A 16721-nucleotide genomic window follows, 5' to 3' on the forward strand; every position below is an offset into this window, starting at 1 on the left:
GGTCCGGGAGGGGCAGGTGAAGTCTCCGATGTCGGAAGTGCCACGCATTTAGGCGCAAGGCTGGCGCTTGGCAAGGTAGAGTCGTTTGCAGTCCCTGCGGAAAGGCAGGCGTGCGGCGCGGCGCCAGCGCGTCACCGCGGAAAACTAGATCGTGCTGTTGTCGATCACGAAGCGGTAGCGCACGTCGCCCTTCACCATGCGGCTGTAGGCGTGCTCGATCTCGTCCATGCAAATCACCTCGATATCTGAAACGACACCGTGTTCAGCGCAGAAATCGAGCATTTCCTGCGTTTCCGCGATGCCGCCAATCAGCGAACCGGCCAGGCTGCGGCGGCGGATGAGAAGATTGAACACGCCGATGGCGGGGTGCGGTTTCTCCGGCGCGCCAACCATGACCATCGTTCCATCGCGCCGCAGCAGGCCAAGGAACGGGTCAAGATCGTGGCTGTGCGAGACCGTGTTGATGATGAGATCGAGGCTGCTCTGCGCGGCCTTCATCGCGGCCTTGTCGGTTGAGACAACGACTTCGTGTGCGCCCAGATCGAGAATCGCCTGCCGCTTGGGCGGGCTGGTGGTAAAGCCGGTGACATGCGCGCCCAGCGCCCGCGCCAGCTTGATGCCCATGTGGCCAAGCCCGCCGATGCCGACCACGCCGACGCGCTTGCCGGGGCCTGCATTCCAGTGGCGCAGCGGAGACCATGTGGTGATCCCGGCGCACAGCAGCGGCGCAACGGCAGCGAGCTGTTCGGGCTTGTGGCGGATGGCGAGGACATAGCTCTCGTCCACCACGATGCGCTGCGCATAGCCGCCCAGCGTGTGGCCGGGCGCATCGGGCGTGGGCGAATTGTAGGTGCCGGTCAGGCCGCCGTCGCAATATTGCTCCAGCCCTTCGCCGCAGGCCGAGCAGGTGCGGCAGCTATCGACGATGCAGCCGACGCCGACCGTGTCACCGGCGGCGAATCGGGTGACGGCGCTGCCGACGGCGCTGACCGTGCCGACGATCTCGTGCCCCGGAACGCACGGATAGAGCGTGCCGCCCCATTCGCTGCGCACGGTGTGAAGATCTGAATGGCACACGCCGCAAAACGCGATCTCGATCACCACATCCTGCGGGCCGGGCTCACGGCGGGAGATGGCGAAAGGCGCCAGCGGCTGATCGGCGGCGTGGGCAGCGTAGGCCTTGACGGTCATGTTGGGGACTTTCGGCAGGAGTATGCGGTGCACACCATGACAGGTGGCAGCGGCGCGGAGATACTGACGAAAGTGGGAAACGGGGATATTCCCGAGGCGGGAAATGGCAGGAGTGGAGGGATTCGAACCCCCGGCCCTCGGTTTTGGAGACCGATGCTCTACCAGCTGAGCTACACTCCTGTGCCGGAGAAGCGCCCTTAGTGGGTTGACGCGGCCAGTGCAACCAAAGAACAAGCTGGCACAGATGTCCCGTCACGACACCTCGATCATCCCGCCGGAATTGCTGCTGCAGGCCTATCGCGCCGGCATCTTTCCGATGTCGGACAGCCGCGACGACCCGGACGTCTACTGGGTCGAGCCGCGGATGCGCGCGATTCTGCCGCTCGATGGCTTTCACTTGTCACACAGTCTGGCGCGCACGCTGCGGCGCGGGCGGTTCCGCGTAACTTGCAACGAGGCCTTCGATGCCGTGATCGCGGCTTGCGCCGCCCCGCGGATCGATGCCGAGGACAGCTGGATCAGCCACCGCATCGCGGAAAGCTATGGCGAACTGCACCGCCACGGCCATGCCCATTCGATCGAGGTGTGGCAAGAAGGGCCGGGCGGCACCGAAGTGCTGGTCGGCGGGCTTTACGGGGTCGGCTTCGACCGGGTGTTCTGCGGCGAGAGCATGTTCAGCCGCGCCAGCGACGCCTCGAAAGTCGCGCTCGCGTGGCTGGTCGCGGCGCTGCGGCGGGCCGGGGTGGAACTGCTCGATTGCCAGTTCACCACGCCGCACCTTGCCTCGTTGGGCGCGGTGGAAATTCCGCAGGCGCGCTACCTTGATCTGCTGCGCGCCGCCGTGGCCCCTCAGGCCGGGGGCGTTGCTGCAGGTGGAGCGGGAGCCGGCGTAGGCGAAGCAGCAGGCGCAGGTTTGCCCGCCGGCTTTGCCGCGCTGCTGGTGGACGCGGCGGCAGCCGGGCTGTCTTCCTCGCCGGGGAACTTCATCGCGCAGTCCTTGACCCACACATCATAGACCGGATGCTCGACCACGTTGAGCGCGGGGGCGTTCTTGAACAGCCAGCCGGAAAAAACCTTGTGCCAGGCCAGCTTTTCCGCCGTGGTCGCGCGTTCCTCCACAAAGAGCTGCACGAACGCGCCCGTCTCTGGCGGATCTTCCCAGGGCGCGGTGCGCTCGCACGTGGCGAGCTTGATGATCGCATTGCCGATGCGGCGCGATTCGCCGGTCTTCAGCTGGATCACTTGCGTGATGTTGTTGCGCTTGTTGAGAAAGCCGAGCGTGGCGACGCGGTCTTTGACCGGCGTGCCGAACGCGCTTTCAACGAAGCCTGAAGCATTGGCGGAGGGGCCAGCCGCCTGCGTCGCCTCGCTCGGCGGCGGGGCTTCAGCGTTCTTGTTGCCCCCACATGCGGAAACTGCCAGCAGGGCCGGCGTCAGCAGCAGCGGTGCGAAGCGGCGCATCAGCCCTCGGGCGACCAGGCTTCGTAATCGCCGGTGGCCGCCGCGCGCTTGCCGCCGCGTTCGAGCGCGCCTTGCGGGCGATAGGCAGCCGAAGTGCCGGTGGCGTTGGGGGTGAAATCAACCTCCCAGATGCGCGCGGGCGGCAGGTTGCTTTCGGGCACGCCATCGATGCTGCCGTGAAGCCAGCCGTGCCATTCGGCGGGCACGCGGCTTGCGTCGTTCGCGCCGTTGTAGATCACCCAGCGGCGTTCGCGCCCGGCGAACGGATGACCCTTGGGATAGGGTTTGCGCGCGTGGAAGTAGGTGTTCCCTTGCGCGTCCGTGCCGACTTTCACGCCATTGCGCGCGCTGTCGACCATGGTGCCGAAGGTGGCGCCGTCCCACCAGGTGAAGATCTTGCCGAGAATGCTCATGATGAGAGCGCGCTTAGCCGCTCGCGCCCTGTTTCGGCAAGCGGGATATGACTTACCAGCTTACAGTATCGCCCGGCTTGAGCCCGATCTGCGCCGCGCGCCCGCCGATAAGTTCGAGCACGCCCGCCGCATCGCCATCCGAAGGCAGCGGCGAAAGGTCATAAGGCACCGCATTGGCTGCCACGTTGAGCACCTTGCGGTCCGGCCCGATGAAGATGATATCGAGCGGAATCACCGTGTTCTTCATCCAGAATGCGGTGGGCCGGGCCGGGTTCATCGGGAAGATCATCCCCTCGTCCGCGCCCATCACCGATCGGAACATCAGGCCGCGTTCCTGTTCGCCGGGCGTGGCGGCAACCTCCACCTTGAAAGCATGCACGCCGCTGGCAGTGGTGACGGTAAGCGGCACGACAGTCAGGCCCGAGACGGGGTGGATGGCGGGCTGTGCGGCAGGCGCGGTTGTCGCGGCTCCTTGCGCGCTGGTCGATCCGGCGGCGAGCGGCGAGCAGCCAACCGCCGCGATCAGCAGGGCCAGACCGGCAACTCTATTCCACGGCATCTTCGGCATGTTCATCGGCCCATTCTTCCAGTTCTTCGAGCGAGGGGGCATCCATCACCCGGCGCACATGGTCAAGCCCGTGCCCGGCGCGAAGGTATGCCGCCATCTGCTTGCGGCGCATGGCAGGATCAAGACACGGTGCTGATGAATAAGGCCAGAACCGCTTGCGCCGCGCAAACGCCAGCACCGCGTGGCGGCGTTCCGTCTCGCTCCCGCGCGCCGCCGCGCGCAAGGGCGCGGCGATCCCGTCATGATCCAGCGCGCTCTCGATCCGCCGCGCGCCATAGCCGCGCCGGCGCAGGCCATCGCCTTTGGCGGCGGCAAAGGCGGCATCATCGAGATAGCGGCGCTCCGCCATGCTGGCGACGATAGCCGCCACATCCGGCGGGGTCTCTTCCGCCCAGCCGCGTTCGCGCAGCTTGCGCCGCAGATAGTCCGACAAACGCCCCGAACTCGTGGCGAAACGGGCGACATAGGTCAGCGCCAGCGCATCGAGCGCGGCCTGATCCAGCGGCGGGGGCGGGGTTTTCTGCCGCGTTCCACCGGCTCGGCCCGGCCCGCGTCCGGAACTGTGTGGCGTCATGCCACATTCGTGCCACAGTCCCGCTTAAATGGAAACCTCTCGCACTTCGCTGCGGGAACAGAACAGGCCGCCAAGGCCCCAGTTCACGATCACTGTTTCACGATCAACCAGACCAATAAAACGGGGTAACGCATGACTGTCCTGGACGCCGCCGCAAAGGCCGCTCTGGTTCCCACGCCCAACGATGATGGGCGCCCTCGGCGTTTTGCCGATTTTCCCACGTTCTGCGATGCGCTGGATTTCGTTGCCGAAGGTCCGTGCGGCCTCAATTTCCATGATGCGCGCGGGACGCTCGTCAACGTCTATCCCTATTCGCAGCTGCGCGTCGATGCGCTGGTTGCCGCGCGGCGGCTGATCGCGCTGGGCATCAAGCCCGGTGACCGGATCGCCCTGATCGCCGAAACCGGCCCCGATTTCGCCGCGCTGTTCTGCGGCGCGATGTATGCCGGGGCATGGCCGGTGCCGCTGCCGCTGCCCACCAGCTTCGGCGGCAAGGAAAACTACATCGATCAGCTGGCGGTGCAGATCACCAGCTCCGATCCCGCGATGCTGCTCTACCCGGACGAAATCGCCGCAATCTGCGCGTCTGCGGCAGAGCGCTGCGGGTGCAAGGGGCTGACCTGGCTGGAGTTTACCGCAGCAGCCGAACCCGCCGACTGCACGCTGCCGACACCCGATCCGGACGCGATTTCCTATCTCCAGTATTCCAGCGGCTCCACCCGCTTCCCCCACGGCGTTGCGGTAACGCACCGGGCGCTGATGGCGAACCTTGCGGGCCATTCGCATGGCATGAAGTTCCAGCCAGGCGACCGCGCGATCAGCTGGCTGCCGTGGTATCACGACATGGGCCTCGTCGGCTGCTTCCTCTCGCTCATCGCCAATCAGGTTTCCGCCGACTACCTCAAGACCGAGGACTTCGCGCGCCGCCCGCTGGCGTGGCTCGATCTGATCAGCCGCAACAAGGGCACCTCGATGTCCTATTCGCCCACCTTCGGCTACGACATCTGCGCGCGCCGCATTTCCAGCCAGAGCAGCGTGGCCGAACGCTTCGACCTTTCGCGCTGGCGGATTGCAGGCAACGGCGCGGACATGATCCGGCCCGACGTGATGCAGAGCTTCGTCAACGCCTTTGCCGATGCAGGCTTCAAGGCGAACGCCTTCCTGCCGAGCTACGGCCTTGCCGAAGCGACGCTGGCTGTCACGGTCATGCCGCCGGGCGAAGGCATCCGCGTTGAACTCGTGGAGGAAGAGCGCCTTTCGGGCACGCCCCGCGATTTGTCCCGGCCTGCCCGCTACCGCGCCATCGTCAATTGCGGCGTGCCGGTGCGCGGCATGGAAGTGGAAGTGCGCGGCGAGCAGGGCGAGACCCTTGCGCATCACCACATCGGCAAAGTGTGGTGCCGCGGTTCGTCGATCATGCACTCCTACTTCCGCGATCCCGAAGCGACCGAGGCCTGCATGGTGGCCGGCTGGCTCGATACCGGCGACATGGGCTACCTCAATGAAGAGGGCTACTTGTTCATCGTCGGCCGGGCGAAGGACATGATCATCATCAACGGCAAGAACCACTGGCCGCAGGATATCGAATGGGCGGTTGAGCAGCTGCCAGGCTTCCACCAGGGCGATATCGCCGCGTTCTCGGTCGAAACCGAAAACGGCGAGGAGACCCCCGCCGTGCTCGTCCACTGCCGCGTGTCCGATCCCGAAGAGCGCGTGAAGCTGCGCGACGCGATCCGCGACAAGGTGCGCGCGATCACCGGCATGAACTGCGTGATCGAACTCGTGCCGCCGCGCACGCTGCCGCGCACCAGCTCGGGCAAGCTGAGCCGGGCGAAAGCGAAGAAGCAGTATCTGAGCGGCGAGATCGAGCCCTACAGCCTCGCAGCGTGACCGCGCCTGCCCCGGACCGTCTGATCTTCATCTACAATGCAGATGGCGGTCTGGTGCAGATGGTGCTCGATTCGCTGCACAAGACGCTGTCCCCTGCGACCTATCCGTGCAGCTTGTGCGCGCTGACGTATGGTTCGCTGCGGATGGACCCGAAGTGGCGCAAGTGGCTGGCCGCGCTGGGGATCCCGGCGGTGTTCCAGCACAAGGACGATACGCCCCACAAGCATGTGCCGCTGCCAGCAGTGCTGTGCGAAAGCGGCGGGCAGATCGAGGTGCTGATCGATGCGCCGACGCTGGATGGCATCGCCACGCTCGATGCGCTGATTGCCCTGATGGAAGCGCGCCTTTCGCGGCGCGTTTCCGGCTAACCCACCAGCTTCTCGCCCTTTTCGCGCACCGCGCTTTCGATCATCCGCCGGGCAAAGCCAGCGCCTGTGGGGATTTCGACTTCGAAATCGAGCGAAGCCTCTGCAATCGCAGCGGTGCAGGGGATGGTGTAGCCCATCGCGCTGACGACCAGCGCCAGTGTATCGGCATCGGTCCACGTGGTTTCGACCGTGGCGAGGCCGCCGAGCATGCCCTTGGCCTTGTCTTCGGCATCGCCCAGCCGCGCGGCCATGCGGCGGCGCAGTTCATCCTTGCCGAGCGTGTGGGGGATCGAGACGCGCATCAGGCTTCGGCCTTCGGTGCGGCCAGTTGGGGGGCATTCTGATCCATCCCATCGCCGTACTTGTAATCGAGGAACCGGCCCCGCACGGCCAGCGCATCGAGATCACCCGCCGCCAGCTGCCGCGTCACCGCATCGATTTCTGCGCTGATCTTGCCGAGGCCGTCGGTGAGCTGCTGATCGGCATTCCGGCCGTCACGCTCCTCCCGCCTCAGGTTCGCTGGAATGCGGCGATAGCTTTCAACCATGCCGGGGAGGTGTTCGCCCACCAGCTTGCGCACTTCCGAGACGGCGGGTTCTGCCGGATCGACGCCTTCTAGCTGGAGGCCAAGCCCGTCGAGCTGCACGCCGATCTGGTCGATCAGGTTCACCGCCGGGGCGGGGAGCGCCGGGCGCTGGGCTTCGAGCCAGAGTTCAGTGCGCGCGACCATCGTGCGCACGTCGCCGCGATTGAGTGCGCCGAGTTCGGGCACTTTCATCCGCGGGAAAGTCCCCAACAGGCCTAGCGCCCCCACAATCGCAAGGAACGTGACGACGATGCCGGTAAAGCCGATGCCATCGATCACCAGCCCCGTGACGAGCGCCGCGAAGAGGATACCCATGACCGCGAAGGCCATGCGCGCAGCCTTGCGCGCCACGTGCAGCCGCTTCAGTTCCGCCGAGCGGCGCCCGATGGACTTGCCGCCCAAACGCCGCCCCCCCGCCTGCTGGCGCTGCAACGAATTGCGCGCCTCGGCAAGGATGCGGCTGCTGTCGCTCGCGGTTTCCGCCATTTCGGGATCAGCCCTCCAGGCTCAGCAGTGGGGAAGTGGCATCGCCTGCCAGTTGCTTGCTGGCCTGCGCCTGTCCTTCGGCGCGCGCGATATAGCCCTTGGACTTCTCGACCTCGCCCGAAAGCGTGTCGACCGTCTGCTTCATGGCTTCGAGCGACTTCAGCTTGAACGTGTCGATGGTGTCCATCGTCTCGTAGATGTTCTGGAAGGCGCGTTGCAGCGTCTCCAGCGGGATCGTGGAAGAGGCGGCCATCTCGTGGATCTTGCCCGTCTGTTCGCGCAGCAGCTTGCCGGTGGAATCGATGATGTTGGCGGTCGTCGTGTTGAGCGCAGTGATCTGCGAGAGCACGAGCCGCTGGTTGGTCATCGCCTGCGCCACGGTGACGGCGGTGCGCAGCGCGGCAACCGTGGTGGTCCCTGCGCGGTCCACGCCCTTCACCAGCTCGACATTGTTCTTCTTGACCAGATCGAGTGCGAGATAGCCCTGCACCGTGACGGCCATCTGCGTCAGCAGATCCTGCGTGCGCTGGCGCGTGTAGAACAGCGCCGTTTCGCGGATCGCCTTGGCCTTGGCAGGATCGCTGTGATCGAGGTCGTTCGCCGCGTCTTCCAGCTTCTGATCGAGCACCTTGGAGATGTGGATCATCTGCTCCAGATTGCCCATCGCTTCCCACAGCTTGCCGCGCTCCACGTCGATCGCGGCGTTGTCCATCAGCAGCTCGTCCTTGCCCGAGGCGAGCCGGTCGAGGATCGCCTTGATGTGGCCTTGCGAGGATGTGTAGCTGTCGAAGTAGTTCTTCAGCTTGTTGCCGAAGGGGATGATGCCGAGGAACTTGCGCGGCGCAGAAAGATTGCCCTGCCGGCCGGGATCGAGCTCTTCCACCGTGCGGCGCAGCGCGGCCAGATCAGCCCCCACGCCGCTGTCCTTGTCCATCGCGCGCACCGGCCGATCAAGGAAGCGGTTCGACATGCCCGATGCAGCAACGATCTCCTTGCGCCCCATGTTGGAAAGCTGATCAACGCGCTTGCCGAATTCGGGGCTGGCGGCATCCTGCGCGACGAGATCGGCGACGAAAGCCTCGGCGCGGGCCTCCAGCTTCGATTTGGTGTCGTCCGCCACGGGTACGAGGCCCGCAGCCTGCGTGGGTGCGACCACTGGCACCGGATCGGGCGGCGTGAGCGTGATGGGCGATGCGGTATCAGTCGATTGGCTGGCCATGGCGTGACGTCTCGTTTCCCTGCAGGCGCTGTTTCCTGCAATGTGGCGTGCCAAGGGCCGCTTCGCAAGCTGTATTGGCGAGATAATACAGCACCTGCCTTTTGGGCCTGCTCGACAGCGCGCGGACAAACGCGCAAGCGGCGGTGATGATCACGCCCTCCCCTGCCCTGCGCTGTGCGGTTTTCGGTGCGTCCGGCGGCCTTGGCGGCGCGCTGGCAGCCGCGCTCGCGGCGCGCGATGACGTGGCCGAAGTGCATGCCGGATCGCGGCGGGGCGATACGCCGGGCGGCGGCAAGCTCCTCCCGTTTGCGTTCGATCTGACGGATGAGGCGAGCATCGCTGCGGCCTGTGCAGCCATCGGCGGGCCGCTGGATCTGGTGATCGTGGCCACCGGGCGGCTGACGCGCGCGGACGGGACGGGGCCGGAGAAATCGCATCGCGCACTCAGCGCCGAGGGCATGGCCGAACTGTTCGCGGTCAACACCATCGGCCCCGCGCTGATCGCCAAGCACACCCTGCCGCTGCTGCGGCGCGATGGGCGCGCAGTGTTTGCGGCGCTGTCCGCCCGCGTGGGATCGATCACCGACAACCGGCTGGGCGGCTGGCATGCCTACCGCGCGAGCAAGGCGGCGCTGAACATGCTGGTGAAGAATCTCGCGCTCGAACTGGCGCGCACGCACCCGCAGGCGATGGCCGTGACGCTGCATCCGGGGACGGTGGACACCGATCTATCCGCGCCATTCCAGCGCGGGGTTGCGGCCGAAAAGCTGTTCACACCGACGTTTTCGGCGGAGGCGCTGCTGGGGGTGTTGGATGGGCTGACCCCGGCGGACAGCGGCGGGCTGTTTGCATGGGATGGGGCGCGGGTGGCGTTCTAGCCCCCAGGCTCAATACCCCCGAATTTCCTGCAGAAACCGGTCGCCATAGGCCTCCAGCTTGCGCGCGCCGACGCCGCCGATGGCGCCGAGTTCCTGCAAACTGGCGGGGCGGCGAGTGGCCATGTCGCGCAGCACGGAATCGTGGAAGATCACGTAGGGCGGCACTCCGGCCTCCTGCGCGAGTTCGCGGCGCAGCGCGCGCAGCGCCTCGAACAGCGGATCGCCCACCGGATTGGGCACGGCTTCCGCCCCGCCGCGGCGGCGGCTGGTGCGTTCGGCCTTGGGCGCGACGACCAGATCGAGCCGGCCCTCGCCCTTGAGCAGCGCGCGGGCATCGCCGCCGAGCATGAAGCCGCCGTGTTCGTTGGTGACGAGCGTGCCGCGTGCCTGCAAGGCGCGGGCGACGGAACGCAGGAGCGGTGCTTCCTCGCCCGGCACGATGCCGAACACGGAAAGCTGATCGTGGCCACGGCTGGTCACGCGTTCGTCTGCCGAGCCGGTGAGGATCTTTTCAAGGTAGCCGAGGCCGAACATCTGCCCGGTCCGGTAGACGGCGGAGAGCAGCTTGCGCGCGAGCTCGGTCGCATCGGTCACCCCCGGCGCGTGGAGGCAATTGTCGCAATTGCCGCAGGCTTCGGGCGGGTGTTCGCCGAAATGGCGCAGCAGCACGGCGCGGCGGCAGGTGGGCGTTTCGACAAGGTTCGCCAGCGCATCGAGCCGCGCGCGTTCGCTCGGCTGGCGGTGGTCCTCCACTTCGCTGATGCGCATCCGTGCGCGGGCGAAATCATCCGCGCCCCAGAGCATCAGCGCGACCGCATCATCGCCGTCGCGGCCCGCGCGGCCAGTTTCCTGATAATAACCCTCGATGGATTTGGGCAGGCCCGCGTGGGCCACGAAGCGCACGTCGGGCTTGTCGATCCCCATGCCGAAAGCGACGGTGGCGACCATCACCATGTCTTCGCTGGCGACGAAGGCGGCCTGATTGGCGGCGCGCACATCGGCGGGCAGCCCGGCGTGATAGGGCAGGACGCGGCGCCCCCCTGCGGAAAGCTGGTCCGCCAGCTTTTCCACACCGTTGCGCGTGGGGGCATAGACGATGCCGGGACCAGTTTGTTCGGCCAGCAGCGCCTTCAGCTGGCGCAGCGCATTGTCGCGCGGGGTGATGCGGTAGCGGATGTTGGGCCGATCAAACCCGGCGATGATCAGCCCCTCATCGGCAATGCCGAGCTGGGCGAGGATATCGGCGCGGGTATGCCGGTCCGCCGTGGCGGTGAGCGCGAGGCGCGGGACATCGGCGAAGGTATCGAGCAGCGGGCGCAGCAAGCGGTAGTCTGGCCGGAAATCGTGGCCCCATTCGGAAACGCAGTGCGCTTCATCGATGGCGAACAGCGATATCGGCGCGCGGGTCAGCAGTTCGCGGAAATGCGGCTGGCTGGCACGTTCGGGCGCGACATAGAGCAGATCGAGCTGGCCGGAGCGGAAGCGCTCGATCGTAGCCTCGCGGTCCATATCCACGCTGGTGAGCGCGGCGGCGGCGAGGCCATTGGCGTTGGCGGCGCGCAGCTGATCGTGCATCAGGGCGATGAGCGGCGAAACCACCACGCAGGTGCCCGGCAGCATCGCCGCGGGGAGCTGATACGTCAGCGATTTGCCCGCGCCGGTGGGCATGACGGCAAGGGTGGACTGGCCCGCCAGCACGCGGGAAACGACCTGTTCCTGCACGCCGCGAAACGCGCTGAAGCCGAAAATGCGCGCGAGGGCGGAAATGGCGTCTTCGCGGGCTTCGGGGTGGATCGTGCTCACGCGCCCGCCATGGCAGATCAGGCGGCCTAAGGAAAAGCCCTATCGGCTCCGTGGTGGTGGAGACCGCAGCCGGGCCTGCGCGAGCACAGCTTCCTCGGCGGCGGTGAAGGCGCTCGTGCCCTTGGCGGCGTCATCCGGCACGGCGGTGGTGAAATAGGCGACGCCGCGCCCGGTCTTGGGATCGACCCACAGGCCCGAGCGCAGGCCATAGGCTTCGCCGGGGTGGCCAAGGCGCGCGATGCCATCGGCGAAGGGATCATCGTGGCAGCCTGCCATCTGGTTGCCGATCCGCTGCACGGCCAGCGCGTAGGCGCAGAAGAATCCGTCAGGCTCACCGTTTTCGCCCACCCCGTTGCGGCCGTTGAAACGCCATTGCGGCGCGGTGAGCGCGGCGAAGCTGGCTGGCGAGAGGAAGCCGCGCCCGCCGCGCGCGAGCATCTGGCCGATGCGGGCGAGATCGCGCATCGAACTGCGCATGCCGCCCTGGGGCGAAAACAGCGCGCCGTTCCAGCCGGGGGTGTAGGCGGTGAGATCGCAGGGCTGGCCTTCCTTCACCACGACCGGACAGGCGGGCAGTTTGCCGCCAAGATCATCGCGCGCCGCGCTGCCATCGGCGCGATAGAGCACCACGGCGCGCCCGGCGCTGGCCGCATCACAACCGGACCAGTTGTAGCAGGCCGAGAGCCTCAGCGGCTGAACGACGAGGCGCTGCATCAGGCGGTCGAAGCGCGTGGCCGTCGCGGCTTCCATGACCGAGGCGATGACCGGGAAATTGAGGTTGGTGTAGTGGAACCAATCATCGCCGGGGCCATGCGCAGGATCCCATGCACGCGGATCGGCGAGGCGCTGGCGCAAGGTTTCGCCCAGCGGCACGATATAGTCCGCGCCGTCCGTCAGCCCAGAGCGGTGCGAAAGGAGCAGCCGCAAGGTGATCGCACGGCTTGGGAATTGCGGGTGGCGCAAGGGCCAACCGAGGTAATCCGCAACATCGCGGTCCAGATCGAGCCGCCCCTGATCGACCAGCCGCATGACGCCAAGCGCGGTGACGAGCTTGGAGATCGAGGCCACGCGCACCGGATCATCCGCCGTGACCTTGCGGCCCGTGGCGCGGTCCGCCAGTCCCTCTGCAATGGCGGGGCGGATGGTGTGCCGATCGAAAGTGACGGCGACGGTTGCGGGCGGCTCGGCGCGGGCGGCTGCTGGTATGAACAGCAGCGCTGCGAGGAGGCGCAGCGCCGCTTTCACCCCAGCCCCAGTTTTGCAAGACGGGGGCGGACGTTAGGGACGGTGAGCATCGTGCTGGCCACCGCCATAAGCAGCATCGCGGTGAAGGTTTCCGCGGTGATGATCTGCTTGTCGAGCAGGACGTTGACGAAGATAATCATGATCAGCGCCTTGGTCTGGAGCATCCAGCCGATCACTGCTGCCTCTCCCTTGGACCAGCCGAGCAGGCGGCCCGCGAGGTGGACGCCTGCCATCTTGCCGATCACGGCGGCGGCAAGGAACAGGGCCGCCGCGCCAAACACGGCGATCCCGCCGACGCCCCAGTTCGTGCGCAGGCCGGTGGAGAGGAAGAACACCGGCATGACCGTGAGGAGCAGGAAGCTGCGGAAGCCGTCGAGCCGTTCGCGCTCGAACCACTTCGCATCGAGGACCGCGCCCGCAAGGAACGCGCCGACCATGAAGTGCAAGCCCGACCAATCCGCCGCAAAGCCACAGGCCGCAAGCCAGACGAGACTGACGTACCAGCGATCATTCTCTTCGATGCGCGCGATGAGCTTGCGCACGGCCCATGCGGCAAACGCGAACCCGGCGAGGAACAGGCCCTGCCGCCCGACGCGTTCCCAATCGAGCAGGATCAGCGCGAGGACGCCCCAGATCAGCACGTCATCAAGGCTGGCATAGCGCAGCAGGCGCTGGCCAAAGGGGGTGCGGAAAATCTCCAGCTTTTCCATCAGCAGCACGAGGATCGGCAGCGCGGTGACCGCGCAGGCCATGCCGATGCCGAGCACGGCCTGCGCATGATTGCCCTTCGGCCCGATCCAGCCGGGCTGTTGCAGCAGCAGCGCCGCCGCGCCCGCGCCAAGGACCAACGGGAAGATAAGCGCGCAGCCTGCGGTCACCGTCGTCTCGCGCCAGTTGCCAAGCGCGTCGCTCAGATCGAGCTCCAGCCCGGCGGCAAAGACGAACATCATCACCGCCCACCACGCCACGCCATTGAGCGCGCCGATGACCTGCGGGTTGAACACGAAGGAATAGTAGCCGGGGAACATCGCGCCTAGCACGCCGGGGCCGAGAATGATGCCGCCGACGATCTGCACCACCACGAGCGGGGCATAATGGTCCGTCCGCAGCAGGCGCCAGACGGCATAGGGGACCGCGAGGATGATCGTCAGCGCGATCAGGAATATCTCGGACGTGCTCATGGCAGGCATGGGCTGTGGTTCCTCCCCGGTGTTCTTTTGTCCCTTAGGCGCCAGCCCCTAGCGCCAAGCCAAGCGGAATACGATTGCACCAAGGGATCATTCCGGGTTGGTCCGGTCAGTCGAGATTGGGCCGCAGCCAGCGCTCCGTGGTCGCCAGATCGAACCCGCGCCGCACCGCGTAGTCTTCCACCTGATCGCGGCCGATCCGCGCCACGCCGAAATACTGGCTTTCCGGGTGCGCGAAATAGAAACCGGAAACGGCGGCGGTGGGGAGCATGGCCTGCGATTCGGTCAGCGTGATTCCGGTGTTTTCGGTCGCATTCAGGAGATCGAACAGGATAGGCTTCAGCGTGTGATCCGGGCAGGCGGGATAGCCGGGTGCTGGGCGGATGCCGCGATATTGTTCGCGAATCAGCGCCTCGTTGGTGAGCTGTTCGCCCGGTGCATAGGCCCAGAGCGTGGTGCGCACGTGGCTGTGGAGCCGCTCGGCAAAGGCTTCGGCGAAGCGATCCGCGAGGGCCTTCAAGAGGATGTCGTTGTAGTCATCGTGCGCGGCCTGGAAGCGCGCCAGATGCGGCTCGATCCCGTGGATGCCGACTGCAAAGCCGCCAAGCCAGTCACCCTGCGGATCGATGAAATCGGCGAGGCACATGTTCTTCCGGTCGCGGCTCTTGCGGATCTGCTGGCGCAGGAAGGGGATGCTGACGTGCCGCTCTTCTTCGGGAAGATAGAGAACAACGTCGTCTTCCTCGCGGTGGCAGGGCCAGAAGCCGGCGACGCCCTTCGCGGTGAACCACTTTTCCGCGATGACCTGCTTCAGCATGGCCTGTGCATCGGCGAAAAGCGAGCGGGCGCTTTCGCCGACGATCTCGTCATCGAGGATCGCGGGGTAGTTTCCGGCGAGCTCCCACGCGCGGAAGAACGGGGTCCAGTCGATGCATTCGGCAAGGTCTGCCAGATCCCATTCGGGGAAGACGTGGAGGCCGGGCTGCTCCGGCGGCGGGGCCTTTTCCGAAAGATCGGGGAGAAAGGCATTGGCGCGGGCATCGGAGAGGGAGAGGAGCACGGACGGCTCCTTGCCCGCACGCAAATCGCGCACGTGCTGGTATTCGCCTGCGGTCGCTTCGACAAAGCCGTCGCGCTGGGTGTCAGACAGAAGCTGGCTGGCAACGCCGACCGCGCGGCTGGCATCAAGCACGTGGACGACGGGGCCTTCATAGGCCGGGTCGATGCGCAGCGCGGTGTGGACCTTGCTGGTGGTCGCGCCGCCGATGAGGAGGGGAATGGTGAAACCGGCGCGCTGCATTTCCTCCGCCACGGTGACCATCTCATCAAGAGAGGGAGTGATCAGGCCGGAAAGGCCGATCATGTCCACGTCCTCAGCCTTGGCCACTTCAAGGATCTTCGACCACGGCACCATGACGCCGAGGTCGATCACTTCGTAGCCGTTGCACTGGAGCACGACGCCGACGATGTTCTTGCCGATATCGTGGACATCGCCCTTCACGGTGGCCATGATAATCCGGCCTTTGGGGCGCGCGCCCGCCTGCTTTTCCGCCTCGATGAACGGGATGAGGTGGGCGACCGCCTTCTTCATCACCCGGGCGGACTTGACCACTTGCGGCAGGAACATCTTGCCCGCGCCGAACAGATCGCCGACCGTGTTCATGCCCTGCATCAGCGGGCCTTCGATCACTTCGATCGGGCGTCCGCCGCGCGCGAAGATTTCCGCGCGGGCTTCCTCGGTGTCCTCGACCACGTACATGTCGATGCCCTTGACGAGCGCGTGCTCAAGACGGCGCACGACATCCCAGCCGCGCCATTCCTCGGCAGCCTTTTCGGCGACCGCGTCCTTGCCCTTGTAGCTTTCAGCGAGGGTGATCAGCCGCTCGGTCGGAGTCATTTGATCCGGCCCACCCACCCCGCGCATGAGGAGCACATCCTCGCAGGCCTCGCGCAGCACCGGGTCGATCTGGTCATAGATATCGAGCTGGCCCGCGTTGACGATGGCCATGTCCATCCCCGCCGGGATCGCGTGGTAGAGGAACACCGAGTGCATCGCGCGGCGCACGGTCTCGTTGCCGCGGAAGCTGAACGAGAGGTTCGACAGGCCGCCGGAGATATGCACATGCGGGCAGCGGGCGCGGATCTCGCGCGCGGCTTCGATGAAATCGAGCGCGTAGCGGTCGTGCTCCTCGATGCCGGTGGCAACGGCGAAGACATTGGGATCGAAGATGATGTCTTCCGCCGGGAAACCGATGCCCAGCAGGAGATCATAGGCGCGCGCGCAGATTTCGACCTTGCGCGCCTTGGTATCGGCCTGGCCCTTTTCATCGAACGCCATGACGACAACGGCAGCGCCGTAATCCATGCACAGCCTCGCGTGGGTCAGGAAGGCTTCCTCGCCTTCCTTCATCGAGATCGAGTTGACGATGGGCTTGCCTGAAACGCACTTCAGGCCCGCTTCGATCACTTCCCACTTCGAGCTGTCGATCATCACCGGCACGCGCGCGATATCGGGCTCTGCGGCGATGAGCTTGAGGAACGTGGTCATGGCGTGGACCGCATCGAGGAGGCCCTCGTCCATGTTGACATCGATGATCTGCGCCCCGTTTTCCACCTGCTGGCGCGCGACTTCGACCGCCTTGGCATAGTCTCCGCCAAGGATCAGCTTCTTGAACGCGGCGGAGCCGGTGACGTTGGTACGTTCGCCGACGTTGACGAAGGAAGAGCCGGAGGGGCGAGTAGCGGTGCCGGAAAGGGGGGCAGTTTCAGTGGTCATTTTCATCTCCCTCTCCCCTTCAGGGGAGAGGGCCGGGGAGAGGGGAACCTCCCGCCGGCCATAAGGTTGGTGTCGG

At 66.1% G+C, this 16721-nt stretch carries 16 protein-coding genes, 1 tRNA gene and 1 pseudogene; 4 read left to right on the top strand and 14 right to left on the bottom strand.

Going from position 1 to position 16721, the window contains the following annotated elements:
• Positions 1-144: 144 nt before the first annotated feature.
• Together CFE35_RS03050 and CFE35_RS03055 are read right to left on the bottom strand one after the other, a co-directional pair.
• Complete coding sequence (locus CFE35_RS03050) at positions 145-1191, bottom strand: NAD(P)-dependent alcohol dehydrogenase (RefSeq protein WP_292927849.1); 1047 nt, start codon at positions 1189-1191, stop codon at positions 145-147.
• Positions 1192-1295: 104 nt separating this feature from the next.
• Positions 1296-1371: transfer RNA gene (locus CFE35_RS03055), tRNA-Trp, on the bottom strand.
• Positions 1372-1435: 64 nt separating this feature from the next.
• Here CFE35_RS03055 and aat point away from each other — a divergent pair.
• The gene (aat, locus tag CFE35_RS03060; RefSeq protein WP_292927851.1) at positions 1436-2206 is read left to right on the top strand and encodes a leucyl/phenylalanyl-tRNA--protein transferase; all 771 of its coding nucleotides are present in this window, start codon (positions 1436-1438) and stop codon (positions 2204-2206) included.
• A gap of 35 nt (positions 2207-2241) precedes the next feature.
• Here the strand turns inward: aat and CFE35_RS03065 are convergent.
• From CFE35_RS03065 to CFE35_RS03080, 4 genes and pseudogenes are all read right to left on the bottom strand, one after another.
• Positions 2242-2652 (bottom strand): annotated as a pseudogene (locus tag CFE35_RS03065) (DUF2155 domain-containing protein); the annotation flags it as partial.
• The gene (locus tag CFE35_RS03070; protein WP_292927853.1) at positions 2652-3065 is read right to left on the bottom strand and encodes an NADH:ubiquinone oxidoreductase subunit NDUFA12; all 414 of its coding nucleotides are present in this window, start codon (positions 3063-3065) and stop codon (positions 2652-2654) included. The gene CFE35_RS03070 and the pseudogene CFE35_RS03065, both read right to left, overlap by 1 nt.
• Positions 3066-3117: 52 nt before the next feature.
• On the bottom strand, positions 3118-3633 hold the full coding sequence (locus tag CFE35_RS03075) for a DUF192 domain-containing protein (protein ID WP_292928835.1): 516 nt from the start codon (positions 3631-3633) through the stop codon (positions 3118-3120).
• A complete protein-coding gene (locus tag CFE35_RS03080) occupies positions 3611-4207 on the bottom strand; it encodes a RecX family transcriptional regulator (protein ID WP_292927855.1) in 597 nt (198 codons plus the stop codon). Before CFE35_RS03080 ends, CFE35_RS03075 begins: the two co-directional genes overlap by 23 nt.
• A gap of 132 nt (positions 4208-4339) precedes the next feature.
• Here CFE35_RS03080 and CFE35_RS03085 point away from each other — a divergent pair, with 132 nt between their 5' ends.
• Positions 4340-6097, top strand: a complete 1758-nt coding sequence (locus tag CFE35_RS03085) for a fatty acyl-AMP ligase (protein ID WP_292927857.1) — start codon at positions 4340-4342, stop codon at positions 6095-6097.
• Positions 6094-6465, top strand: coding sequence for a hypothetical protein (locus CFE35_RS03090; RefSeq protein WP_292927859.1), 372 nt, complete (start codon positions 6094-6096; stop codon positions 6463-6465). Before CFE35_RS03085 ends, CFE35_RS03090 begins: the two co-directional genes overlap by 4 nt.
• On the opposite strand, the gene CFE35_RS03095 is transcribed toward CFE35_RS03090, so the two are convergent.
• From CFE35_RS03095 to CFE35_RS03110, 4 genes are read right to left on the bottom strand one after another with little or no spacing between them, the layout of a single operon-like run.
• Entirely contained in the window at positions 6462-6767 is a 306-nt protein-coding gene (locus tag CFE35_RS03095) for a hypothetical protein (RefSeq protein ID WP_292927861.1), read from the bottom strand. The genes CFE35_RS03090 and CFE35_RS03095 overlap by 4 nt on opposite strands.
• Positions 6767-7537: a hypothetical protein gene (locus CFE35_RS03100; RefSeq protein ID WP_292927863.1), complete on the bottom strand. Its 771-nt coding sequence runs from the start codon at positions 7535-7537 to the stop codon at positions 6767-6769. The genes CFE35_RS03095 and CFE35_RS03100 overlap by 1 nt, the downstream gene beginning before the upstream one ends.
• 7 nt (positions 7538-7544) lie before the next feature.
• Positions 7545-8756, bottom strand: a complete 1212-nt coding sequence (locus CFE35_RS03105; RefSeq protein WP_292927865.1) for a toxic anion resistance protein — start codon at positions 8754-8756, stop codon at positions 7545-7547.
• The gene (locus CFE35_RS03110) at positions 8737-8910 is read right to left on the bottom strand and encodes a hypothetical protein (RefSeq protein WP_292927867.1); all 174 of its coding nucleotides are present in this window, start codon (positions 8908-8910) and stop codon (positions 8737-8739) included. The genes CFE35_RS03105 and CFE35_RS03110 overlap by 20 nt, the downstream gene beginning before the upstream one ends.
• Here CFE35_RS03110 and CFE35_RS03115 point away from each other — a divergent pair.
• Positions 8903-9634 carry an SDR family NAD(P)-dependent oxidoreductase gene (locus CFE35_RS03115; RefSeq protein WP_292927869.1) on the top strand — a complete coding sequence of 244 codons (732 nt, stop codon included), beginning with the start codon at positions 8903-8905 and terminating at the stop codon, positions 9632-9634. The two genes, CFE35_RS03110 and CFE35_RS03115, sit on opposite strands and share 8 nt — an antisense overlap.
• Positions 9635-9643: 9 nt before the next feature.
• Here CFE35_RS03115 and recQ read toward each other — a convergent pair whose 3' ends face one another.
• From recQ to metH, 4 genes are all read right to left on the bottom strand, one after another.
• On the bottom strand, positions 9644-11437 hold the full coding sequence (gene recQ, locus CFE35_RS03120; RefSeq protein WP_292927871.1) for a DNA helicase RecQ: 1794 nt from the start codon (positions 11435-11437) through the stop codon (positions 9644-9646).
• A gap of 39 nt (positions 11438-11476) precedes the next feature.
• On the bottom strand, positions 11477-12682 hold the full coding sequence (locus tag CFE35_RS03125; protein ID WP_292927872.1) for a serine hydrolase domain-containing protein: 1206 nt from the start codon (positions 12680-12682) through the stop codon (positions 11477-11479).
• Positions 12679-13863 (bottom strand): cation:proton antiporter, encoded by a 1185-nt coding sequence (locus CFE35_RS03130; RefSeq protein WP_292928837.1) that lies wholly within the window; start codon positions 13861-13863, stop codon positions 12679-12681. The genes CFE35_RS03125 and CFE35_RS03130 overlap by 4 nt, the downstream gene beginning before the upstream one ends.
• Positions 13864-13978: 115 nt before the next feature.
• Positions 13979-16651 carry a methionine synthase gene (gene metH / locus CFE35_RS03135; RefSeq protein ID WP_292927874.1) on the bottom strand — a complete coding sequence of 891 codons (2673 nt, stop codon included), beginning with the start codon at positions 16649-16651 and terminating at the stop codon, positions 13979-13981.
• Positions 16652-16721 lie beyond the last annotated feature (70 nt).

It is taken from the genome of Novosphingobium sp. PASSN1 (genome assembly GCF_002278815.1).